Source organism: Hyphomicrobium sp. CS1GBMeth3 (assembly GCF_900117455.1).
Lineage (GTDB): Bacteria > Pseudomonadota > Alphaproteobacteria > Rhizobiales > Hyphomicrobiaceae > Hyphomicrobium_C.
Genome location: NZ_FPHO01000003.1, coordinates 1,262,405 through 1,283,702, shown reverse-complemented (window position 1 = coordinate 1,283,702; position 21,298 = coordinate 1,262,405). Strand labels below are relative to the sequence as shown.

Here is a 21,298-nt window from a genome sequence, read left to right as displayed (position 1 = left end):
TTTGGCTGGAGAGGAAAATGGCAAGCAAGGTCGGTAAAGTTCGCCAGGTCATGGGCGCTGTCGTCGACGTGCAGTTCGACGATCATCTGCCGGAGATCCTGAACTCGCTGGAGACGGACAACCAGGGCAACCGCCTGGTGCTCGAGGTTGCGCAGCACCTCGGAGAAAATACGGTCCGCACCATCGCCATGGACTCGACCGAAGGTCTCGTTCGCGGCCAGGCCGTGACCGACACGGGGGCCCCGATCTCGGTGCCGGTCGGCGAGGAGACGTTGGGCCGCATCATCAACGTGATCGGCGAGCCGGTGGACGAAGCCGGCCCGGTCAATACCAACGCCACGCGCGCCATCCACCAGCCGGCTCCGACGTTCGCCGATCAGGCGACGGAAGCGCAGATCCTGGTTACGGGCATCAAGGTTGTCGACCTGCTCGCGCCTTACGCAAAGGGCGGCAAGATCGGTCTGTTCGGCGGCGCCGGCGTCGGCAAGACCGTTCTCATCATGGAGCTCATCAACAACATCGCGAAGGCGCACGGCGGCTACTCCGTGTTCGCGGGCGTCGGTGAGCGTACGCGTGAAGGCAACGACCTCTATCACGAGATGATCGAGTCGAAGGTCAACATCGACCCGAAGAAGAACAACGGCTCGACCAAGGGCTCCAAGTGCGCTCTCGTGTACGGCCAGATGAACGAGCCGCCGGGCGCACGTATGCGCGTTGCGCTCTCGGGCCTGACGGTCGCCGAGGACTTCCGCGACAAGGGCCAGGACGTGTTGTTCTTCGTCGACAACATCTTCCGCTTCACGCAGGCGGGCTCGGAAGTGTCGGCGCTTCTCGGCCGCATTCCTTCGGCGGTGGGCTATCAGCCGACGCTCGCCACCGATATGGGCGCTCTGCAGGAGCGCATCACCACCACCAACAAGGGTTCGATCACCTCGGTGCAGGCCATTTACGTGCCGGCCGACGACTTGACCGACCCGGCGCCTGCCACTTCGTTCGCTCACTTGGATGCGACCACGGTTCTTTCGCGCTCGATCGCAGAGAAGGGCATCTACCCGGCCGTCGACCCGCTCGACTCGACGTCGCGCATGCTCGATCCGCGCATCGTTGGTGAGGAGCACTATCAGGTCGCGCGTCAGGTGCAGTCTATCCTCCAGCGCTACAAGGCGCTGCAGGACATCATCGCCATTCTCGGCATGGACGAGCTTTCGGAAGACGACAAGCTCACGGTTGCCCGCGCCCGCAAGATCGAGCGCTTCATGTCGCAGCCGTTCACGGTCGCCGAGGTGTTCACCGGCTCGCCCGGCAAGCTCGTGTCGCTCGCCGACACGATCAAGGGCTTCAAGGGCCTTTGTGACGGCGACTACGACCATCTGCCGGAGCCGGCATTCTACATGGTGGGCTCGATCGACGAGGCCATCGCCAAGGCGGAGAAGCTCGCCGAGGCGGCATAAGGGCCCACCTTCGGGTGCCTCCCCCGCCGCAATGTCGTGCTTCGAATCACTCTATGAGAGTCTAAGTCTGGCTATGAAGCGGGGGATCGCATGACGATAGAAGCAGCGGGTGGAAACGGCGGCTTTGGGACGTGTTGCCCGGATCTCGCCGATGCAATGAGCGGCGAGGAGTACGAGCCGCTCATCACGGTGGGTGACGATGGTGTGCTCTACATGTCGGTCGGGCTCGTCGAGCTCGAGGACGAGGAGCCCGGCATGGTCGATCATCCGGTCTTCTTCTGTCCGTTCTGCGGCAAGGGCCTGCAGACGCCGGACGACGTGAAGGCGAAAGCCGGCAACGGCGAAGAGGACGACGCGTAAGGCCTCGGGGGTCGAGCCCGCACTCGTGCGGGCCAAGGCCGGGGCAGGATCGAGGACAGGAAGCCGATGGCTCAGACGTTCACATTCGAGCTGGTCAGCCCCGAGAAGGTGCTGCTTTCGGGCGAGGCGGAGCAGGTTCTGCTTCCAGGCGCCGAGGGTGACATGACGGTTCTGCCCGGACATTCGCCGTTGATCTCGACGTTGCGGCCCGGTGTGGTCGACGTGGTGCTCGGCGGCTCCAAGGCCAGCGTGTTCGTGCGTCAGGCGTTCGCGCAGGTCGAGCCGGAGCGCGTTACGGTGCTGGCGGAGAAGGCTGTCGATGTGGCCGAACTCACCGGCGCCGCACTGTCGGAGGCGCTTTCGCAGGCCGAGGCCGATCTCGCGTCTGCCAAGGACGATGCGGAGCGGCTGGTGGCGAATCAGGCCATCGATACGCTGTCGCGGCTCAAGGCTTAAGAGCCTTACAGCTCAAATGAATAAAAAAAAGCGCCCGACTACGGGCGCTTTTTTGTTTTCGGACGACATGCACCGAGACGTCGGCTACTTCTGCTCGGCGAGATCGAGCTTGCGGTTCATGCGGCGCAGAAGCTGGCCGACGTTCGCCAGCAGACTGTGCTCGATAGCGAAATAGATGCGCTCGCCTTTGAAGCGCTTCTTCACCGGATCCCACGGAAACAGCAGCACGACGTCGAATTCGATCGGGTGCCCGGTGGACGGCAGGCCCAGCAGCTCGCCGTGGTGGACGCCGTTGAAGTGCGCTTCCTCAACCACGCCTTGCGGGCCTACGAACACGTTGACGACGGAAAAGCAGTTCTCGGGGAAGGCCTTCAGGAAGCCATCGTAAAACTGCGCGGCGCCTTCGTGGCCGTGCCAGACCTTGCCATTGTTCAGGATCGTGTAGACGCAGTCATCTGTCAGGGTGGCGAGCAGGCCGGGAATGTCGCCGCGATGCTCGGCGGCGATATGGTCGAGCCATAGCTCCTTGATGCGGTTGTATTCTTCCGTGTCGAAGGGCTGCCCCGACTGGTAGTCGGCGCCGTCGTTGAACGGAGGAAGCGTTCTCGTCAAGGTGCGTTGGGACATGGCAGCAGGCTCAGCAGCTTTAACACGAAGGTTGGCTAGGAGTTCAATCGTTCAGTCAACACGAATGCGCAGCCGCCCTCAAAGTGAGACCGACTGCGCCATCTATCGCTAAATCATGAGGCGAAGCGGGATTTGATTTGGATCAGATTGAAGGTCCGATCCATCCCTTCATTTCAGCTTTGAGCGAGATAAGCAAATCTCTCGATGACGGTTTGGTAAATCGGCTTCTTGAATGGCACGACCAACTCGGGCAGCTCGTGCATGTCGCGCCAGCGCCAGCGGTCGAATTCCGCCTTGCCGCCGCGTGGACGGATATTGATCTCGCTGTCGTCTCCCCAGAACCGCATGGCGAACCAACGTTGGCGCTGGCCCCGGTATTTGCCCTTCAGCGCCACGCCGAGGAGCGGCTCGGGAAGATCGTACGTCAGCCACTGTGGGATCTCGGCGATGAGCTCGGCGCTGGTGACGCTGGTCTCCTCCCTGAGTTCCCGGTAAGCGGCTAGGACCGGTTCCTCTCCTTTCAGCAGACCGCCTTGCGGCATCTGCCAGACGTATGCGGACTTGTCGCCCACCCACTTCGGCAGGCGGCGTCCGGTCCAGACGCGACCCTCCTTGTTCAGCAGCATGATGCCGACGCACGGCCTGTAGGGCAGGTCGCGAGGGCTTTCATCGGTATTGAGCGTTACTTGGGTCATGGTTCGTGATCTGCTGCCTGTGGCCGACAGGACAAAGCCTACGCGCGCCTCGCGACCGAATCAGGGCCATTCTCAAGCCGAAAAATAACGGTTTTTTGTCACACTGTCTGTGCCGTGAGGAATATCGGCACCACTACGTGACCGGCTTGGCACGCTGCCTAGGCTTTAAGCAGGGGCTCAAACGACCGTAGCACAGCAAGGTATACGTTGCGTTTGAACGGCACGATCAATGCTGGAAGCTCGGCAGGGGCACACCAGCGCCAGGTGACGAATTCCGCATGCGGCGTGCCGGGAATGCCGAGATCAATCTCGCTGTCGTCGCCCAGGAAGCGGGCGGCGAACCATTTCTGGCGCTGGCCCCGGTAGCGGCCGCCCCAGGCCACGCCGACCAAGTGAGGCGGCAAATCGTAGGTCAGCCACTCTTCGGCTTCGCCAATTATGTCAACGCTTTGAATGGCGGTCTCCTCGCGCAGCTCGCGCAACGCCGCGCGCCGCGGGTCCTCGTTCTCGTCGATGCCGCCCTGGGGCATCTGCCACCAGGTGCCACGGCCCTCGGCGTCGCCCGGCATGTCTGTGCGCTGGCCGACCCAGACGTGGCCCGTGCGGTTCAGCACCATGATGCCGACGCAGGGGCGGTAGCCGAGCGTGGCCGGATCGGTGGGCGTGGGATGGCTCAGGGGCGGGCTCGCTAACGGATTAAACTGGTTGCGCTATGGCGGAAATGACGATGGGCGCCGAATAGCGCCCATCGCAGGTTACTATCCCAAAAGCTCTGACCTTGTCAGTTCGGCACGGGCTTATCCGCCGACAGGCTGTTCTGAGGCTGTATGGGTTTCGCTACCGTCTCGCCGGTCGCCTCGCCGCGCAGGAACTTCAGCGCGAACTGCAGCTGGGTGTCCTTCTCCGGCTCCTTCGGCACGTACGCGGAGGAGCCAGACTCCTCTTCCTTCGGTGGCTCGGCGGCCTCGCCTTCCTTGCCGGGCACCGCTTCGCCCTCGGTCTTGCCTTCGCTCTCGCCCCTCAGGTGGCCGCGCAGGCTCGCCTCGCCGCGGGGCTTCTCGGGCGTCTTGCCCTTCAGCTCTTCGGGCAGCTCCTGCTCGATCACGATGTCAGGATCGATGCCCTTGGCCTGGATCGAGCGGTTGGACGGCGTGTAGTACCGCGCCGTCGTCAGCCGGATGGCGCCGTTCGCGCCAAGCGGGATGATGGTCTGCACGGAGCCCTTGCCGAAGGAGCGTGTGCCGATGACGGTCGCGCGCTTGTGGTCCTTCAGGGCGCCGGCAACAATCTCGGAAGCCGAGGCGGAGCCGCCGTTGATCAGCACGACGATCGGCTTGCCCTCGGCGGTGTCGCCAGGACGGGCCTGGGCGCGCTGCGTCTCCTCGTTGTTGCGGCCCTTGGTCAGCACGATGGCGCCGCGGTCGAGGAAGTCATCCGAGACGGCTATGGCCTGGTCGAGCAGACCGCCCGGATTGTTGCGCAGATCGATGATGATGCCGCGCAGCTTGTCGAGTCCGATCTCCTTCTTGAGGTTGTCCATCGCCTTCACAAGATTGGCGTGGGTCTGCTCGTTGAAGGTCGTGACCTTGACGTAGGCGATGTCACCCTCGCGGCGTGCCTTGACCGCGTTGATGCGGATGAAATCGCGCACGATCTTCACGTCGAATGGCTCGTCGCGGCCCTTGCGGACAACGGTCAGCGTGATCGGCGTGTTAACGGGACCGCGCATCTTCTCAACGGCCTGCTCGAGGGTAAGGCCTGAGATCTGATCGTTGTCGAGATGGGTGATGAGGTCGTTGGCCTGGATGCCCGCCTTTGACGCAGGCGTATCGTCGATCGGAGCGACGACCTTGACGATGCCGTTCTCCATTGTGACCTCGATGCCGAGGCCACCGAACTCGCCACGCGTCTGCACCTGCATGTCGCGGTAGTTCTTCGGGCTCATGTATGAGGAATGCGGATCGAGAGCGGCCAGCATGCCATTGATCGCACTTTCGACCAGCATGGTATCGTCGGGCTTCTCGACGTAGTCGGAGCGGACGCGTTCGAAGACGTCACCGAAAAGATCCAGCTGGCGGTAGAGCTCGGAGTTGGGCGAGTTCGCCGAGTAAGTCTGCGTGACGTTCAGGACGGTGGTCGCACCGGCGAGACCCGTCATCGTCAGAAACGTCCAGAACACGAAGTCGGTCTTGCGCATCATTCCTGTACCTTCTGAAGAGAGGAGACCCACCAAGGGTCGGAATTTATGGGCTCCCCGTCCTTGCGGAACTCTATGTAAAGCACCGGTGCGTTGGATTGCGGCGCTGGGCCTGCGCCCGCTCTTCCGGTTGTAAGTTCAGCTGTGCGCGGTGCACCGCTCATGGTTCCGATCGGCTCGGCCGCCAGGACGAACTGCCCCGGTCCGACGTCCATCTGAGACAATCCTGCAATCAAGACATGATATCCGCCGCCGGCGTTGATGATCAAGAGTTGCCCGTAACTGCGGAACTCGCCGGCGTAGACGACCCAGCCGTCGCAGGGAGAGGTGACCCGGGCGCCGAAGCGGGTTTCGACCACAATCCCCTTTGATGTGCCACCATATTGTGTCTTTTCGCCAAATCCCAAGGCCTTGCGGCCACGGGCCGGCAGCGGCAACTTGCCTTTCGCCAGCTGGAAGGGGACAGCGGGTGTAATACGGTCCGGCTTGCCGGGGCTCAGCGCGGCTGCGGTCGGTGCCAACTCGACGATGGATGACGACGGTGGCGTCTGGCGCGAGGACGGCGGGGTCAACATGGCGACCTCTTCCTCAGCGCGGGGCGGGGCCGGCTCGGGGGAGGCGTCGATCGCCGTCTCGCGGACGAGCGCCCCGGTCGGGGACGGGGGGGGCGCTTCGGACGGCGTGCTCTGCTCCGGCGGAAGCACGGCGACGATCTCGTCCTTGGGCTCCGGCGCGGGCGCGGCCGCCATGGGCGGCGGCGCGTGCACCTGGCGGCTCAGCTTCGCGATCAGGTCGCTCAAGTCGGTGACGTTCTTGGCGATCTCGGCGGTGGCCTGACGTACTTGGCTGAGCTCGGTCTGGCGCTCGGCGAGCGTTTGCTTCTTGGTTTCGAGCAGGCTCGCGAGCCGCGTCTGCGTCGTGGTCAGGCGCTCGCGCTCGGCACGCAGCGAGTCTCCTTCGCGGCGGATGCTCGCCATGACGCCGACGAGGTCATTGAGCTTGGTGGTCAGCGCCTGGGCCTCGGCGCGCAGTCCCGGAAATGCGACGCCAAGCAGCATCGCGCTGCGCACCATCTCGAGCGCGTCCTCGCGCTGGGTGATGATGACCGGTGGCGGGTTGCGCCCCATGCGTTGCAGAGCGGCGAGGATGCCGGAAATCTTGCCGTGCTCTTTCGCCAGCGATGCCCGAATCTCTCGCTCCTGACGCTCGAGGCCCGCCAAGCGGGTCTCGATGGCGGTCATCTGCTCTTCGCTCTTTTGAACGAGTGCGGCTGTCTCGAGCAGGCGCGCGTTGATCTCGCGACGCTCGTCGGCGATGGCGGCGAGATCCTTCTGCAGCTCATTGCTGCGCGACTTCTTGGTGGCGAGTTCGTTCTTCTGGCTTTCGAGCTTCTTGGCGGCTTCTTCAGCCGTCTTGGAAGGTTCTGCACGCGAGGCGGAGACGGCCATGGACGCGAGGGCAACAAAAATCGCCGCCGCCGTGAGGCGCGCGCGCGGCCTTTGCTGATGCGTTGCGTCCGTCGTCCGGGTCAATCCTCGCCCACCTCGCCCGACCTTCAAGCGCTCTTTAGAGCACGCGCGTGCCGGAATCCAACACTCCGGCGCGGTTTCGACAGAACGTTATGCGCCCGTCTTGGAACCCCGCCGATCCCGGACGGTCATGGCTTCAAAATCTGCCTTCTGGCGGCGTCCGCGTCCCCACGCGAACGCTCGCCGTACCACGCGCCGATAAGTGGTTAGAATTAGGGCATGAAGGTTTATCAAAGGTGGCGGGGCCATTTATCGCGCCCCTGTGAACGGGGCCGTGGGGGCGATTCGTGGCATTCGTCCCTCGCGCGTCGTATATGAGGGGTTCAGATCACCCTAAGCAAAGGCCCTTCGCCAATGGAAATTGCGATGTATTGCCTATCGACGGGCACCATGCTCGCCGTCGTTGCGGTGCTTCTCGCAGGGCTTTGGGTCATGATGCGCGGGCGCAGCCCAAACCTCAGCCAGAAGCTGATGCGCTGGCGCGTCGGCCTGCAGTTCGCGGCCGTCGTGCTGCTCGTCGTCTACGCCTACGTGCAGCATCTCTAGAGGGGTCGCGTCTTTAGCGGAATTGCGGAGCACCCCTAGCCCGTTGTTTTGACGTGCTTCTGGTCGAAAGACCGGGTCCCGCATTTCCAAGCCACTCCGCGCGCGAAACCGGTTTTCACCGTTCCGCAAGAGCTTTAGTGTGTGCGCCGGATCGGGGGTCGGAGCGCGATGGTCAAACTGAACAAGATTTACACGAAGACGGGCGATGCCGGCACAACCGGCCTCGGCACCGGCGAACGTGTGCGCAAGGACGCTCTGCGCATCGCGGCTTACGGCACCGTTGACGAGACCAACGCGGCCATCGGCATGGTGCGTCTGCATCTCGGCGGGCACCCGGGGCTCGATCTGAAGCTTGGCCGCGTTCAGAACGACCTGTTCGATCTTGGCGCCGACCTTTGCGTGCCGGATCGCGGCGAGACACTGAGGTTCGAGCCGCTGCGCATCTCCGACGATCAGGTGGCTCGCCTCGAGGCCGAGATCGACGAGATGAACGCTGAGCTCAAGCCCCTGAAGTCGTTCGTTCTTCCTGGTGGATCACCGGCTTCCGCGGCACTTCATGTGGCGCGGACCGTGTGCCGTCGGGCCGAGCGCGAGATGGTGGCGCTTGCGGCGCAAGACAACGAGCCCGTGAGTTCCGCGGCTCTCAAATATGTAAACCGCCTATCGGACTATCTTTTCGTAGCAGGGCGCTACGTCAATGACCGCGGGCGGAGTGACGTGCTCTGGGTTCCGGGACAGAACCGCTAGGCGCGCGCGACACTGGGGCAGGGAGAGATTTGGGATGTTCGTTCCGCTGCATGACGAAAACTCGTTGAAATCTATACGTTTTCAGTGGGTTACTATCGCGTTGATCGCCATAAACGTGATCGTCTATTTCTTCGAGACGGCGCAGCTCGACCACCAGGCGATTGCCAGTTTCGCGATCATTCCCAGAGAGTTATTCGATACGAGCCTGCTGCCGATCCCGGTCGAGAGTGTGGGGCCACAGTTTCCCGAGCGGCTGACGCTGCTCACGTACATGTTCTTCCACGGCGATATCCTGCATCTCGCGGGCAACATGCTGTTCCTGTGGGTGTTCGGCGACAACGTCGAGGACGCCATGGGGCACATCAAATACCTGTTCTTTTACTTGGCGTGCGGCGTGTTCGCCGGGCTCACGCACGCTTGGATCGATCCGACATCGGAGATCCCGCTTATAGGTGCCAGCGGCGCGGTAGCGGGCGTGATCGCCGCCTACCTTGTGCTGCATCCGCGCGTGCGCGTCTGGGTGCTGGCGCTGAAAGCCATTCCGCTGCGGATCTCGGCATTATTCGCATTGGGGGCCTGGATCGTCATGCAGGTGGTCATGGTGCTCCTGCCGCAGGCGGGTCCCGTAGCCTGGTGGGCGCATATCGGCGGCCTGGTCGCGGGGGCCGTGCTGGTCGTCTTCCTGCGTCGTCCGGGCGTGCCGCTGTTCGACAAAGGGCTTGGCTATCGGGTCTGAGAGGTGGCAAAAGAGTGCCCCGCGATCGCGGATGTGCCTCCGCCCGCCGCATTGACTTGCGCTTTAACGGCTCTTAGTTTCGTTTCTCGCACTTGCGAAGGGCTCGTGCTCGCACACTGGCATCTGCCCAGATCGTGGCGAATGGAGACCGGAGGCTGCCCTGGCCGGGACGGCCGTCTCCGCGGGCAAGTTTTTCAGGACGAATAAAACCAGGACAGCAATGACAATAAGAAGGCAGTGCGCCGGGGAGCGCCGCGCATCATGAAGATACTCGTCGCGGTGAAGCGTGTGGTCGATTATGCGGTGAAAATCCGCGTCAAGTCCGACGGGTCGGGGATCGAGCTGGCCAACGTCAAAATGTCGATGAACCCCTTCGACGAGATTGCTGTCGAAGAGGCCGTTCGGCTCAAGGAGAAGGGGGGCGCAACGGAAGTCGTTGTGGTCTCCATTGGCCCCACAAAATCGCAAGAGACGATCCGCACCGCGCTCGCTATCGGCGCCGATCGCGGGATCCTCATCGAGACCGCAGACGATACGCCGGTCGAGCCGCTTGCTGTTGCGAAGCTCTTGAAAGCCGTGGTGGACGCGGAGAAGCCCGAGCTCGTCGTGCTCGGCAAGCAGGCCATCGACGACGATTGCAATCAGACCGGCCAGATGCTGGCCGCGCTACTCGGCTGGCCGCAGGGCACGTTCGCCTCGAAGGTGGCACCTGAGAGTGGCGCAGTTTCCGTGACGCGCGAGATCGACGGCGGTCTCGAAACGGTGAAGCTCAATCTGCCGGCTGTCGTCACGACAGATCTTCGGCTCAACGAGCCGCGCTATCCCTCGCTGCCCAACATCATGAAGGCCAAGAAGAAGCCGCTCGACGTCAAGAAGCCGGCTGATTTCGGCGTCGACGTTGCGCCGCGCCTCAAGGTGCTCAAGACCGCCGAGCCGCCGCAGCGCAAGGCCGGCGTGAAGGTGGCTGACGTGGCGGAACTCGTGCGCCGCCTCAAGACCGAGGCGGGGGTGATCTGATGGCAGTTCTTCTTCTTGCAGAGCATTCGAATACAGCGCTCTCTGGCGCTACGGCAAAGGCGTTGACGGCGGCCAAGGAGATCAGCTCCGACGTGCACGTGCTCGTCGCCGGTCACAATGCGGCTGCGGCAGCAGAGGCTGCGTCGAAGCTCGCCGGCGTTAGCAAGGTTCTGGTGGCGGACGCGCCGCATCTTGCCAATGGGCTCGCCGAGGAGGTTGCCGCGACGGTGGTGGCGCTCGCCGGGAGCTATGACGCGATCGTGGCGCCGGCCACGGCCTACGGAAAGAACGTGCTGCCGCGCGTCGCGGCGCTGCTCGACGTCATGCAGATCTCGGACATCACCAAGGTGGTCTCGCCCGATACGTTCGAGCGCCCCATCTATGCGGGCAATGCCATCCAGACCGTGCAGTCGCCTGAAGCGAAGAAGGTGATCACGGTGCGCACGGCCGCGTTCGCTGCGCAGCCTGAGGGTGGCTCGGCGCCCATCGAGAGCGTCAGCGCGGTGCCGTCCGCCGGCCTCTCCTCGTTTGTCGGTGCAGAGCTCACGAAGTCAGACCGGCCCGAGCTCACGGCCGCCAAGATCATCATCTCCGGCGGTCGCGGCATGGGCAACAGCGAGAACTTCAAGACCTACATCGAGCCGATCGCGACGCGGCTCGGAGCGGCGATGGGCGCTTCGCGCGCGGCCGTCGACGCGGGCTTCGTGCCAAACGATCTGCAGGTCGGTCAGACCGGCAAGGTAGTGGCGCCGGAGCTTTACGTGGCGGTCGGCATCTCGGGTGCCATTCAGCACCTGGCCGGCATGAAGGACTCGAAGGTCATCGTTGCGATAAACAAGGACGCTGAGGCGCCGATCTTTCAGGTCGCCGACTACGGACTTGTTGCCGATCTTTTCCAAGCGTTGCCGGAGCTCGACGCCGAGCTTGGCAAGGCCGGACTCTAGAGGTTTAGCGTGCTTCCGATCGGAAAACCGGTTTTCGTTGTCGGAAGCTCTCTAGATTCTCAGCCGGGACATAGAGGACATTCGCTATGGATGTTGCAGTGAAAGCCGAAAGCAAGGCCAAGCCGGAAGCCCGGCCCGTCCCGGACATCAAGCTGATCGGAGTCGTCGGCGCAGGTCAGATGGGCAGCGGCATCGCCCATGTCATCGCACTCGGCAAATATGACGTGCTGCTCAATGACATCCGCAAAGAGGCCGTCGACAAGGCCCTGGTCACGATCGAGAAGAACATGGGGCGACAGGTCAGTAAGGGGCTTGTCGCCGAGACCGACGTGAAGGAGGCGCTCGCGCGCATCAAGTTCGCACCGAACCTCGATGCCCTCACCAATTGTGATCTCGTCATCGAGGCGGCGACCGAGGACGAGGCGATCAAGCGGAAGATCTTCCAGGAGCTTTGTCCCAAGCTCAAGCATTCCGCAATCGTTGCGACCAATACGTCGTCGCTGTCGATCACGCGGCTCGCGTCAACGACGGACCGGCCCGAGCACTTCATCGGCATGCACTTCATGAACCCCGTGCCGCTGATGGAACTCGTCGAGCTGATCCGCGGCATTGCCACGGAAGACGAGGTGTTCGGCGTTGCGCGCGCCTTCGTCGACAGCCTCGGCAAGACGACGACGGTGTCGGAGGACTTTCCGGCGTTCATCGTCAATCGCATTCTGCTGCCGATGATCAACGAAGCCGTCTATACGCTCTATGAGGGCGTTGGCACGGTGGAAGGCATCGACAAGGCCATGCGGCTCGGCGCGCACCATCCGATGGGACCACTCGAGCTTGCGGATTTCATCGGTCTCGATACGTGCCTTTCCGTGATGCAGGTGCTCTACGAGGGGCTTTCGGATTCCAAGTACCGTCCTTGCCCGCTCTTGGTGAAGTATGTCGAGGCGGGTTGGCTTGGCCGCAAGACCAACCGTGGCTTCTACGACTATCGGGGCGAGAAGCCGGTTCCGACGCGCTAAGCTTTTTTGCGTCATGACGGACTCCAACAAAGTGGCCGTGGTCACCGGCGCCGGCAGCGGCATCGGGCGTGCGGTTGCGGTCGCGCTGTCCGACGCGGGGTTCGACGTGGTGCTGGCCGGGCGACGGCAGGCTGCGCTCGAGGATGCCGCGGCGGGTTGTGCGGGGCGCACAGGGCGTGCCGTTCCCGTTCAGGCAGACGTCACCGACCCGGCGCAGGTGGCGCGCCTTTTCGATGCGGCTCGTGAACAATTCGGGCGCGTTGACGTGCTGTTCAACAATGCCGGCGCGTCGGCGCCGGCGGTGCCGATCGATGAGCTCACGGTTGAGCAATGGCAGGCGGTGGTCGACGTCAACCTGACGGGGGCGTTTCTCTGCGCGCAGGCGGCGTTTCGCATCATGAAGGTACAGCGGCCCATAGGCGGGCGCATTATCAACAACGGCTCCATCTCGGCCGCGGTGCCGCGGCCGTTCTCCACACCTTACACGGCAACGAAGCATGCGGTCACCGGGGTAACAAAGTCCCTCTCGTTGGATGGGCGTGCCTACGACATCGCCTGCTCGCAAATCGACATCGGTAACGCCGCGACCGAGATGACGGAGCCGATGGCAGCGGGCGCGCGGCAGGCGGATGGTCGCGTCGAGCCGGAGCCGCGGATGGATGTCGCGCATGTTGCGGAGGCGGTCGTCTATATGGCGTTGCTGCCGCTGTCGGCCAACGTGCAGTTCATGACGCTGATGGCGACCAAGATGCCATTCATCGGGCGCGGGTGACGCTGCAGATCTTTTGACGGAAATACAGAAGGCGGGAACACCATGTTCCCGCCTTCTGGATTTCAGCTCCGCGACTGAGCCGGGACTTAGTCCTCGAGATCCTTGTCGATGATCTTTCCGTCGCGGATGTCGACGTCGTAGACGCGGCCATCGGAGTGGCGCGCATCGTCAACCTCGAACTTGTTGTCGTCGGTGTCGAACTCGATCTTCTTCCAGGAGCTGAAGCCGGCGGCGTTCAGAATGGCGCTGATCTCGGACTGCTCGGCGGCCGTGGCGGGACGATCGTCGGCATAGGCGCCGGTCGCGGCCGCGCCGGAGATCAGGGCTGCAAGTGCGAGGGTCAGCATCGTCTTGGTCATGGTCATCTCCGTAATAGTCGGTTCAAATCTGCCCGCGGAGTGTCCCTTTGGGGCGCCGCGAATGAGATCAGTGTTAAAGCTTTGCTGCTGACGGCGGTCTGACTGCGATTGTCGGTGTTTTGTCAGGTCGCGCTTGTCGTCTCTCGATCGCTCTGGGCCGGAAATTGCACAGTGGCGATGAGGCCCGGGATGCCCTCGGCGAGGGTCAGCGTTCCGCCCCAGGATTCGACGATGTCGGTCACGATGGCCAAGCCGAGGCCGGCGCCCGAGCCGCGCTCGTCAAGGCGTCCGCCGCGGCGCAATACCTCCGGCAGCTGCTCCGCGGGGATGCCGGGGCCGTCGTCGGCGACGGATAGCGTGACGGTAGCGTCGGTGGTGTTGCCCGTCACCGTCACCATGTGGCGGGCGTGGCGGGCGGCGTTCTCGATCAGGTTGCCCAATGCCTCGGCCAGATCATCGCGATCAATGGGGGCGGAGAGGCCCGCAGGAATGTCGACGATCCAATCCAGGCGTTCTCCTTCCGGCATGCGTTCCACGACGCGGACCACCTGGGTGACGGCCGAGGCGATGTCAGCTTGTGCATTGCGATGGGGCGCTGCGAGGCGGACACGCGCGAGCTCGCGCTCGACGGTGCGCTGCATGGTGCGCGTCACGGTAGCGAGATGCAGGGCTGCCGTCTCGTGTCCGTCGCGGGCCAGCCGCTCGATTTCTGTTTGCAGTACCTGCAGCGGTGTTCGCAATCCATGGGCGAGGTCGCCGGCGCGTGCTTTCGCGCGCGCCAACTCGGCATCGCGCGCGTCGATCAAGGCATCGATCTCCTGCGCGAGCGGGCGCACTTCCTCGGGAAATTCTGCGCCGAGACGTTTGCTCTTGCCCGAACGGATCGCGGCGAGCCGCGTGCGGACGGCGTTCAACGGCCGCAGGCCGATGGTGACCTGCACCCACGCCGCGGCGAGCAACAATGCGCCGAGCACGGTCAGGAGCGGCGTCAGGTCGGCCGCGAACTGGCGCACCGCCGTGATGATCTCGGCCGAATCCCAGGCGACGGCAATGCGTGCCGTGCCGCCGCCCATGCGCGGCGGTAGCGTGATGCGGCGCTGCAGGAGGTAGAGCTCCTTCTTGTCGGGGCCTGCGATGCGATAGTGTCGGACCTCGTCGTCGACGTGAGGCTCGGGCGGCAGCGCTAAGTCCGAATCCCAGAGCGAGCGAGAGCGCAGCACGGAGCCATTCTGCTCTTCGACGATCTGCCAGTAGAGGCCCGAGAGCGGGACCTCGAAGCGCGGATCGGCGGGCGGTGTCGACAGCCTCAGACGACCTTCTCCCGCAGGCTCAAGATGCGCGGTGAGCTGGTTCAGGTGGACGATCAGCTCGGCGTCGATGCGCCGCTCGACATGGCGCTCGAACAGGACGGCAAGGCCGTATCCTGCGAGTGCCAGTGCGATGGCTGTCGAGACGGCGCCCGCAAGCAATAGTCTCAGACGCAGCGAACGGAATGTCATTCGGGGCCTGTCGGGATCAGGTAGCCGAAGCCGCGGCGGGTCTCGACGACATTGGGGCCGAGTTTCTTGCGCAGGCGCGTGATGATAGCTTCGAGCGCGTTGGCATCGCGTGCGTCGTCGTCGCCGTAGAGGTGCTCGATCAGCTCCCCGGGCGGGATCACGCGTCCCGCGTGGTGCAGCAGGTAGGCGACGAGGCGGTATTCGAGCGGAGAGACGGCAATGTTGATGCCGTCGACCGTCACTCGCATCTGTCGCGTATCGACGGAGATGGGGCCTGCCGTGAGGACGGGCGAGGCCTGCCCGGCCGCGCGGCGGATCAGGGCGCGCACGCGGGCCATCAGCTCCTCGATCTGGAAGGGCTTGGCGAGGTAGTCGTCGGCGCCGGCGTCGATGCCTTCCACGCGCTCCGGCCAAGCGCCGCGTGCGGTCAATATCAGGACCGGCATCAGGTGGCCGGCGGCACGCCAGCGTTTCAGAACCGCTAGGCCGTCCATCTTCGGCAGACCGAGGTCGAGCACGACGAGATCGAAATCCTCGGTGTCGCCGAGGAACCAGGCTTCCTCGCCGTCGGTTGCGACGCGGGTTTGATAGCCGGACGCTGCGAGCGCGGCAGAGACCGAGGCCGCAATCGCCGGCTCATCCTCGACGACGAGAATGCGCATCAGTCGTCGTCCTCGATCTTCAGAATTTTGCCGGTGGCGGCGTCCACCTCCACCTCCCACAGGCGGCCGGACGAGTCGATGACGTCGAATTCGTAAACGATGCGTCCGTCGTCCTCGACCTCCAGCTCAACGCCCAGGATCTTGCCCGGCAGGTGCGGCTTGACCATTTCTGTGATCTTCGAAAGCGATTGGATGCGACCTTCCATCAGGGCCCGCCGCGCGATCTCCTGGTCGTCGTCATCGGCGCGCAGGGGGGCTGCCGCCAGCACGAGGCCGGCTGCCGCGAGCAGCAGAGTACGTCTTGTCGCAAATGCAGTCTTCATGGGCGGATAGGTGCACGGTTGGGCTGACAAACCGCTGACAACGGCTATCAGCCGGGGGTCAGCGGGCGCGGTGCATGGATGCGGTGTCCGGGCGTGATTGCCGTCCGAACCCGCCTGTAACCTAACCTGCAACATAAACGGAGATGGTCTGATGAAGAAACTGCTCGCTGCTACGGCGCTCTCGCTTGCTGTGGCCACGCCCGCCCTGGCCTGTGACGATTACGGCCCTCTCAATGTGCCGCGCGACCAGTGGCTGTCGATCCCCGACGTCATCAAGAAGCTCGAGGGGCAGGGTTACAAGATCCACGAGATCGAGGTTGACGATGGGGCCTATGAATTCGAGGGAACGACAGACGGGGGCGTGCGGGTCGAGGCTTGCGCTCACCCCGCTACAGGAGAGATTTTGAAGGGTCGCTAAGCGGGGCGGCGGTGCTCCGGTGGTCACATGGGCGCCAGAGCACCTTGCCGTGCCATTGCGACGCTACCATCGACGCTACGATCCGCGCCGTCTGCGCGTGGCTGCGGTCTTGCGAGCCGAGGCGGAGCGTGCGGCTGCTGGCCGCGACGCCGATGCCCGGCCGCCGAGCCTGCCGCCCTTGTGGGCTGCCGGTCGGCCGGTGCGCTTGCCGCGCCCCGACCCGCCTGGAGCCTTGCCACCGGCGTCGTCCTTGTTGACTGTCGCCCAGGCCCTGCGCTCGGCCTCCTTCTTGCCCACGCCCCGCTTCTCGTAGCCTTCGGCGATGTGATCGGCTTTGCGCTCCTGCTTGGCCGTGTATTTGCTCTTTTCTCCTCGCGGCATGTTTGTCTCCTTTCCTCCAGTTCAACATCAACAGCGTGAAGAACATCGGGTTCCGGACACTGCTTTGGTCGAAGAGGCCATTTCGTGGTTGCCCTCGCCCTAGGACGCCGCCACAACAGCGGGCGGACAGATCGTGAGGTTGATGGAATGAGCGAGACTTTTCGCGTGCTGATCGCCGATCCGATTCACGAGGACGGCCGCAAACTTCTCGAAAGCACCCCGGGGTTTTCCATCGATGTCGAGACGGGTCTCGATGCCGAGAGCCTTATTGCGCGCATTCCGAGCTATGCCGCGCTGATCGTGCGCTCGAAGACGCGGGTTACGGCACCGGTTATTGCGGCCGGCGCTGCGCTCAAGGTGATCGGGCGGGCCGGTATCGGGGTCGATAATATCGACGTGCCTGCGGCAACGGAACGCGGTGTTGTGGTGTTCAACACGCCCGACGCAAACGCGACCACAACGGCAGAGTTGACGATCGCGCATCTGCTATCGCTGTCGCGTCATCTGCCGCAGGCAGATCGCTCGGTGCGTGGCGGCGCCTGGCAACCCACGCGCTATGTGGGCTCTGAGCTTTCCGGCAAGACGCTGGGCATCATCGGGTTCGGCACCATCGGCCGGCTCGTCGCGGTGCGCGCTGCGGGGCTCAAGATGCGCGTATTGGCGCACGATCCGTTCGTTGCGCCCGAGATCATGGCCGAGAATGCCGCCGAGCCGCGCGATCTCGATGCGCTCGTGGCGGAAGCGGACTACGTCAGCCTGCATTGCCCGCTGATCGATAAGACGCGCAATCTCATTGATGCCGACAGCATCGCGCACATGAAGAAGGGCGCGCGTCTCATCAATTGCGCGAGAGGCGGTCTTGTCGACGAGGCCGCGCTTGCTGCGGCACTCGAGTCAGGCCATCTGGCGGGTGCAGCGCTCGATGTGTTCGTTCAGGAGCCGCCCAAGGAGTCGCCACTCCTCAAGCTTGAGAGTGTGGTGCTGACGCCCCATCTCGGAGCGTCGACCGCCGAGGCGCAGCAGGCGGTAAGCGTGCGCATCGCCGAGGACGTCGCGCGCTTTCTGACGACGGGGGCGGCGGAGACCGCGGTCAATCTGCCGCGTGTTTCGAGCGAGCAGCTCAGCCGGATGCGGCCGTACCAGGAGTTGGCGCAGTCGCTGGGTCGGCTGGTATGCGCGCTCAGCGATGGGCCGATCAGCGAGTTGGTGGTTCGCCTGTTCGGCGCCGTAGCCGAGCTCGATCCGCGCCCGATCACGGCAGAGGCGTTAGTGGGGCTCTTGAGCTCGCGTCTTGCCGGGCCGGTCAACCGGGTTAACGCGGCGCATCTCGCGCCCGCGCAGGGGATCGAGGTGCGCGAAGCGCGTTCGGAGCAGGCGCGTGATTACGTGTCTCTGGTCGAGGTCAGCGCGGTGACGCAAGGTGTAACGACGACGGTGGCCGGCACGCTGCTGGGTGGGCGCCTGCCGCGATTGGTGCGCATCGACAGCTATGACGTCGAGACGGTGCCGAGGGGGCATTTTCTGTTCACGCAGCATCTGGATCAGCCGGGCGTGGTGGCGGCGCTCGGTGGCATCCTGGCGCGCGAGGGCGTCAACATCTCGCGCATGCATGTGGGCGTTGACGGCAACGGCGGCGCTGAGCATGCGATTGCACTGATCAGCATTTCAGCCCCGCTCTCGCAGGCGGTTCTGTCGGAAGTCCAGGCGCTACCGGCGATCTCGAAGGCCGTAGCGCTCGAGCTGTAAGTGCTTGGCGACGCCTATTCCAACGATTGGGTTCCACTGATGACGATGCCTCAAAAGCCCACGCGCCGGCCCGCCAATCCACGCTTCTCGTCGGGACCCTGCTCGAAGCGGCCGGGATGGACGCCGGATGCGCTCGCGGAGGCGTTTCTCGGTCGCTCGCACCGCTCGAAAGAGGGAAAGGCGCGGCTCAAGGAGGCGATCGTGCGCACGCGCGCGATGCTGGGCGTGCCGGGAAACTTTTATGTGGGCATTATGCCAGGTTCGGATACGGGCGCGTTTGAAGCGGCGCTGTGGTCTCTGCTCGGTGCACGGGGTGTCGACGTGCTGGCGTGGGAGAGTTTCGGCAAGGGCTGGGTGACGGACATCGTCAAGCATCTGAAGCTCGACGATGTGCGCGTGCTGGAGGCCGATTACGGCGCGCTGCCCGATCTCGATCTCGTCGATTTTACACGCGACGTGGTGTTCACGTGGAACGGCACGACGTCAGGCGTGCGCGTGCCGGACGGAAACTGGATTCCCGATGACCGCGAGGGGCTGACGCTGGTCGACGCGACGAGCGCCATCTTCGCGCAGCCGCTCGACTGGGCAAAGACGGATGTCGTCACCTATTCCTGGCAGAAGGTGCTCGGCGGAGAGGGGGCGCACGGCGTGCTGATCCTGAGCCCGCGGGCGGTGGCCCGCCTTGAGAGCTACATGCCCGCGTGGCCGCTACCGAAGCTGTTTCGGCTGGTCAAGAAGGGTAACCTCGACGCCGCGATCTTCGAGGGCGAGACCATCAACACGCCGTCGATGCTTTGCGTCGAGGACTACCTCGATGCGCTCGCGTGGGCCGAGAGCGTCGGCGGGCTTTCGGGGCTGATGGCGCGGGCGGATGCCAATGCGGGCGTGCTGTTCGATTGGATCGAGCGGACGCCCTGGGTCGAAAATCTGGCCGTCGACCCGGCGACGCGCTCGAACACTTCGGTGTGCCTTAAGGTTGTCGATCCGGATGTTCTGGCGCTCCCGGCTGACGCGCAAGCCGCCTTCGTCAAGGTGCTCGTGGCGCGCCTCGATGCGGAAGGCGTGGCTTTCGACATCGGATCCTATCGCGATGCGCCGGCAGGCTTGCGCGTCTGGACCGGCGCGACTGTGGAAGCCACTGATCTGGATGCGCTGACCCCGTGGCTCGATTGGGCGTTCGCTGCCGGTAAAGCCGAGCTTGGCTCGCAGCGTTAGAACACGACTTCCATGCTGAGCTTCAGCGTGGTGTCTGGCGTGTCCTCGTTGAGGCCGAACAGTGCGCCGATGCCGAGGCTCACCAATTGCTCGTCGTCATCGTCATCCTTGTGACGATGCGCGTCGGCAAATTCGGGCGTGAAATTCCAGTAGATGATTGGGCCCAAGCGGTGCTGGTCGAAATCTCCAAATAGCGCCGACTCATCGCTGCGGCCGCCACGGCCGCCGATGCGCTCGACGGTGCCGTAGGCTTCGATGGCGAAATCGAGATGAGGCGACCAGCGGTACTTGAGCTGGTTCGCATAGGCAAAATCGATCTTCTCGTCCTGCCGTCCAGCTTCGTTCCGCTCGCCGCCGAAGAAGCGCACGAGCGTCGGGTTGAGGCTCAGGGACCATGGCCCGCTTGCCCATTCGAAAATCGGGCCCGCGATCAGCGTCTGCGCGCCGCCGCTTTCGGCCGGGACCTCGTATTCGACGACAATGCCAAGCCCGACGCCGTCACCCTTGCGGGGCAGCATGACCCAGATCAGTTCGGCGGCGTATTCGTCGAGCTTGAGCTCCTCGTAGCCCTGGGCCGCGCGGACCGACGCGGGATCTTCGCGGCGCTCCTTTTCATACTCGACGCCGATACGCCCTTTCAGGAATGTTGTGATGCCGAACTCGAGCTCGAGAGCGTGACGCTGGCGGGGGAGTGAGTTGTCGTCGGCCTGGATCTCTCCGCCAGGGCCGGTGATCGTCTTGCGCCGCGGATTTCCAAAAGAATACGCGTTCTGGCTTTGAAATTCGATCTCGCCGGGCTCGGCGTCCAGTGTTTTGACTTCGAATTGGCCGACGGCCGGTCCGGCCATGGCGCTTTCAGCCAGGACGCAGCTGGCCGCCACCATGACACCCCACGAGCCAACGCGAGCCGCTGGCGACGCTCCCCTACGCATGATTTCCCCGTCGATTCCTTTGTCAGGACTTTTTCCCGAGTTCATCGGGATAGTCGGGCAATAGCAAGGGAAAACTGACGCGACGCTGACAGGAGTTTGCGTGGTGGTGCCGAGGCCGTTCGGCTGATCAGGCCGGGGCGACGCGAATGGCCTGTATGAAGGCGGCCGTCGCGGCGAGGGAGGCTCCGGTGCGCACGGTGTTCCACCACGTCCAATCCGTCAGATACGTGGCCCAGACGCTTGCGCCCTGCGGGCTTGCCGCATCGGCCGCGGCGAGCTGGTCATTGAGTGGAACGTTGCAGGCAATCGTCAGGACGAATGTTCCGAGGACATAGAGCAGGGCGCCAGCCAGCCAGTAGCCGGAATGCGGATCGTCCCATCTTATCAACGCGAAGACCGCCAGAATGGCCGATGCGATTGCGGTGGCGACAAACACGGCGATGAAGCCCGAGCGCACGACGACGACGTTGATTTCCTGCATGGCGGCAATGCCTTCGGCCGCGGGGCGGTTGCCGAGTGCGGTCATGATGAAAGCGGAGAAGGCGAAAAACACACCCGCGATCAGGGCGGAGCCTAGGGCCGAAGCCCAGGTCAGCAGTGTCAGTAGCAGTTCCATGCCGGTCTCCGTCGGGATAGAGCCTTACGGCATTCTATCTCGATTTGCGGATAT

Annotated in this window: 25 protein-coding genes; 13 read left to right on the top strand and 12 right to left on the bottom strand. The window is 63.9% G+C overall.

Going from position 1 to position 21,298, the window contains the following annotated elements; all coding sequences use genetic code 11:
* Positions 1 to 17: 17 nt before the first annotated feature.
* The 3 genes from atpD (at position 18) to CS1GBM3_RS13340 (ending at position 2,267) form a co-directional block, all read left to right on the top strand.
* Complete coding sequence (gene atpD / locus CS1GBM3_RS13350; protein WP_072395889.1) at positions 18 to 1,451, top strand: F0F1 ATP synthase subunit beta; 1,434 nt, start codon at positions 18 to 20, stop codon at positions 1,449 to 1,451.
* Positions 1,452 to 1,541: 90 nt separating this feature from the next.
* The gene (locus tag CS1GBM3_RS13345; RefSeq protein ID WP_244534653.1) at positions 1,542 to 1,811 is read left to right on the top strand and encodes a hypothetical protein; all 270 of its coding nucleotides are present in this window, start codon (positions 1,542 to 1,544) and stop codon (positions 1,809 to 1,811) included.
* Positions 1,812 to 1,877: 66 nt separating this feature from the next.
* Positions 1,878 to 2,267 carry a F0F1 ATP synthase subunit epsilon gene (locus CS1GBM3_RS13340; protein WP_072395887.1) on the top strand — a complete coding sequence of 130 codons (390 nt, stop codon included), beginning with the start codon at positions 1,878 to 1,880 and terminating at the stop codon, positions 2,265 to 2,267.
* Positions 2,268 to 2,351: 84 nt separating this feature from the next.
* Here CS1GBM3_RS13340 and CS1GBM3_RS13335 read toward each other — a convergent pair whose 3' ends face one another.
* The 5 genes from CS1GBM3_RS13335 to CS1GBM3_RS13315 all read right to left on the bottom strand — a co-directional run bounded on the left by CS1GBM3_RS13335 (position 2,352) and on the right by CS1GBM3_RS13315 (position 7,318).
* The gene (locus CS1GBM3_RS13335) at positions 2,352 to 2,894 is read right to left on the bottom strand and encodes an ester cyclase (protein ID WP_072395886.1); all 543 of its coding nucleotides are present in this window, start codon (positions 2,892 to 2,894) and stop codon (positions 2,352 to 2,354) included.
* A 173-nt stretch (positions 2,895 to 3,067) separates the two neighbouring features.
* Positions 3,068 to 3,589 carry an RNA pyrophosphohydrolase gene (locus CS1GBM3_RS13330; RefSeq protein WP_072395885.1) on the bottom strand — a complete coding sequence of 174 codons (522 nt, stop codon included), beginning with the start codon at positions 3,587 to 3,589 and terminating at the stop codon, positions 3,068 to 3,070.
* Between the two features lie 158 nt (positions 3,590 to 3,747).
* Positions 3,748 to 4,266, bottom strand: coding sequence for an RNA pyrophosphohydrolase (locus tag CS1GBM3_RS13325; protein WP_072395884.1), 519 nt, complete (start codon positions 4,264 to 4,266; stop codon positions 3,748 to 3,750).
* A gap of 104 nt (positions 4,267 to 4,370) precedes the next feature.
* Positions 4,371 to 5,786 carry a S41 family peptidase gene (locus tag CS1GBM3_RS13320; RefSeq protein WP_072397496.1) on the bottom strand — a complete coding sequence of 472 codons (1,416 nt, stop codon included), beginning with the start codon at positions 5,784 to 5,786 and terminating at the stop codon, positions 4,371 to 4,373.
* Positions 5,786 to 7,318 (bottom strand): murein hydrolase activator EnvC family protein, encoded by a 1,533-nt coding sequence (locus tag CS1GBM3_RS13315; protein WP_072395883.1) that lies wholly within the window; start codon positions 7,316 to 7,318, stop codon positions 5,786 to 5,788. The genes CS1GBM3_RS13320 and CS1GBM3_RS13315 overlap by 1 nt, the downstream gene beginning before the upstream one ends.
* Before the next feature lie 363 nt (positions 7,319 to 7,681).
* Here CS1GBM3_RS13315 and CS1GBM3_RS13310 point away from each other — a divergent pair, with 363 nt between their 5' ends.
* The 7 genes from CS1GBM3_RS13310 (at position 7,682) to CS1GBM3_RS13280 (ending at position 13,093) form a co-directional block, all read left to right on the top strand.
* The gene (locus CS1GBM3_RS13310; protein WP_083567866.1) at positions 7,682 to 7,861 is read left to right on the top strand and encodes a twin transmembrane helix small protein; all 180 of its coding nucleotides are present in this window, start codon (positions 7,682 to 7,684) and stop codon (positions 7,859 to 7,861) included.
* A gap of 168 nt (positions 7,862 to 8,029) precedes the next feature.
* Positions 8,030 to 8,608, top strand: coding sequence for a cob(I)yrinic acid a,c-diamide adenosyltransferase (locus CS1GBM3_RS13305; RefSeq protein ID WP_072395881.1), 579 nt, complete (start codon positions 8,030 to 8,032; stop codon positions 8,606 to 8,608).
* 34 nt (positions 8,609 to 8,642) lie between these two features.
* Positions 8,643 to 9,344 (top strand): rhomboid family intramembrane serine protease, encoded by a 702-nt coding sequence (locus CS1GBM3_RS13300; protein WP_072395880.1) that lies wholly within the window; start codon positions 8,643 to 8,645, stop codon positions 9,342 to 9,344.
* Positions 9,345 to 9,605: 261 nt separating this feature from the next.
* On the top strand, positions 9,606 to 10,361 hold the full coding sequence (locus tag CS1GBM3_RS13295; RefSeq protein ID WP_072395879.1) for an electron transfer flavoprotein subunit beta/FixA family protein: 756 nt from the start codon (positions 9,606 to 9,608) through the stop codon (positions 10,359 to 10,361).
* Entirely contained in the window at positions 10,361 to 11,305 is a 945-nt protein-coding gene (locus tag CS1GBM3_RS13290; RefSeq protein ID WP_072395878.1) for an electron transfer flavoprotein subunit alpha/FixB family protein, read from the top strand. Before CS1GBM3_RS13295 ends, CS1GBM3_RS13290 begins: the two co-directional genes overlap by 1 nt.
* A gap of 86 nt (positions 11,306 to 11,391) precedes the next feature.
* Entirely contained in the window at positions 11,392 to 12,321 is a 930-nt protein-coding gene (locus CS1GBM3_RS13285; protein ID WP_072395877.1) for a 3-hydroxybutyryl-CoA dehydrogenase, read from the top strand.
* 13 nt (positions 12,322 to 12,334) lie between these two features.
* A complete protein-coding gene (locus CS1GBM3_RS13280; RefSeq protein ID WP_072395875.1) occupies positions 12,335 to 13,093 on the top strand; it encodes an SDR family oxidoreductase in 759 nt (252 codons plus the stop codon).
* 86 nt (positions 13,094 to 13,179) lie between these two features.
* Here CS1GBM3_RS13280 and CS1GBM3_RS13275 read toward each other — a convergent pair whose 3' ends face one another.
* The 4 genes from CS1GBM3_RS13275 to CS1GBM3_RS13260 all read right to left on the bottom strand — a co-directional run bounded on the left by CS1GBM3_RS13275 (position 13,180) and on the right by CS1GBM3_RS13260 (position 15,936).
* Positions 13,180 to 13,452 carry a PepSY domain-containing protein gene (locus tag CS1GBM3_RS13275; protein ID WP_072397494.1) on the bottom strand — a complete coding sequence of 91 codons (273 nt, stop codon included), beginning with the start codon at positions 13,450 to 13,452 and terminating at the stop codon, positions 13,180 to 13,182.
* Between the two features lie 122 nt (positions 13,453 to 13,574).
* On the bottom strand, positions 13,575 to 14,951 hold the full coding sequence (locus CS1GBM3_RS13270) for a sensor histidine kinase (protein WP_072395873.1): 1,377 nt from the start codon (positions 14,949 to 14,951) through the stop codon (positions 13,575 to 13,577).
* Positions 14,948 to 15,613: a response regulator transcription factor gene (locus tag CS1GBM3_RS13265; protein ID WP_072395871.1), complete on the bottom strand. Its 666-nt coding sequence runs from the start codon at positions 15,611 to 15,613 to the stop codon at positions 14,948 to 14,950. The genes CS1GBM3_RS13270 and CS1GBM3_RS13265 overlap by 4 nt, the downstream gene beginning before the upstream one ends.
* Positions 15,613 to 15,936 (bottom strand): PepSY domain-containing protein, encoded by a 324-nt coding sequence (locus tag CS1GBM3_RS13260; protein WP_072395869.1) that lies wholly within the window; start codon positions 15,934 to 15,936, stop codon positions 15,613 to 15,615. Before CS1GBM3_RS13260 ends, CS1GBM3_RS13265 begins: the two co-directional genes overlap by 1 nt.
* Before the next feature lie 151 nt (positions 15,937 to 16,087).
* Here CS1GBM3_RS13260 and CS1GBM3_RS13255 point away from each other — a divergent pair, with 151 nt between their 5' ends.
* On the top strand, positions 16,088 to 16,354 hold the full coding sequence (locus CS1GBM3_RS13255) for a PepSY domain-containing protein (protein WP_072395867.1): 267 nt from the start codon (positions 16,088 to 16,090) through the stop codon (positions 16,352 to 16,354).
* 75 nt (positions 16,355 to 16,429) lie between these two features.
* On the opposite strand, the gene CS1GBM3_RS13250 is transcribed toward CS1GBM3_RS13255, so the two are convergent.
* Positions 16,430 to 16,735: a plasmid stabilization protein gene (locus CS1GBM3_RS13250; protein ID WP_072395865.1), complete on the bottom strand. Its 306-nt coding sequence runs from the start codon at positions 16,733 to 16,735 to the stop codon at positions 16,430 to 16,432.
* Positions 16,736 to 16,882: 147 nt separating this feature from the next.
* Between CS1GBM3_RS13250 and serA the strand changes: the two genes are divergently transcribed.
* Both serA and CS1GBM3_RS13240 read left to right on the top strand, forming a co-directional pair.
* The gene (serA, locus tag CS1GBM3_RS13245) at positions 16,883 to 18,481 is read left to right on the top strand and encodes a phosphoglycerate dehydrogenase (protein ID WP_072395864.1); all 1,599 of its coding nucleotides are present in this window, start codon (positions 16,883 to 16,885) and stop codon (positions 18,479 to 18,481) included.
* A 39-nt stretch (positions 18,482 to 18,520) separates the two neighbouring features.
* Positions 18,521 to 19,696 carry a phosphoserine transaminase gene (locus CS1GBM3_RS13240; RefSeq protein WP_072397492.1) on the top strand — a complete coding sequence of 392 codons (1,176 nt, stop codon included), beginning with the start codon at positions 18,521 to 18,523 and terminating at the stop codon, positions 19,694 to 19,696.
* Here the strand turns inward: CS1GBM3_RS13240 and CS1GBM3_RS13235 are convergent.
* Together CS1GBM3_RS13235 and CS1GBM3_RS13230 are read right to left on the bottom strand one after the other, a co-directional pair.
* A complete protein-coding gene (locus CS1GBM3_RS13235) occupies positions 19,693 to 20,628 on the bottom strand; it encodes a hypothetical protein (RefSeq protein WP_072395863.1) in 936 nt (311 codons plus the stop codon). The two genes, CS1GBM3_RS13240 and CS1GBM3_RS13235, sit on opposite strands and share 4 nt — an antisense overlap.
* A 127-nt stretch (positions 20,629 to 20,755) precedes the next feature.
* The gene (locus CS1GBM3_RS13230) at positions 20,756 to 21,244 is read right to left on the bottom strand and encodes an anthrone oxygenase family protein (protein WP_072395862.1); all 489 of its coding nucleotides are present in this window, start codon (positions 21,242 to 21,244) and stop codon (positions 20,756 to 20,758) included.
* Positions 21,245 to 21,298: the final 54 nt, after the last annotated feature.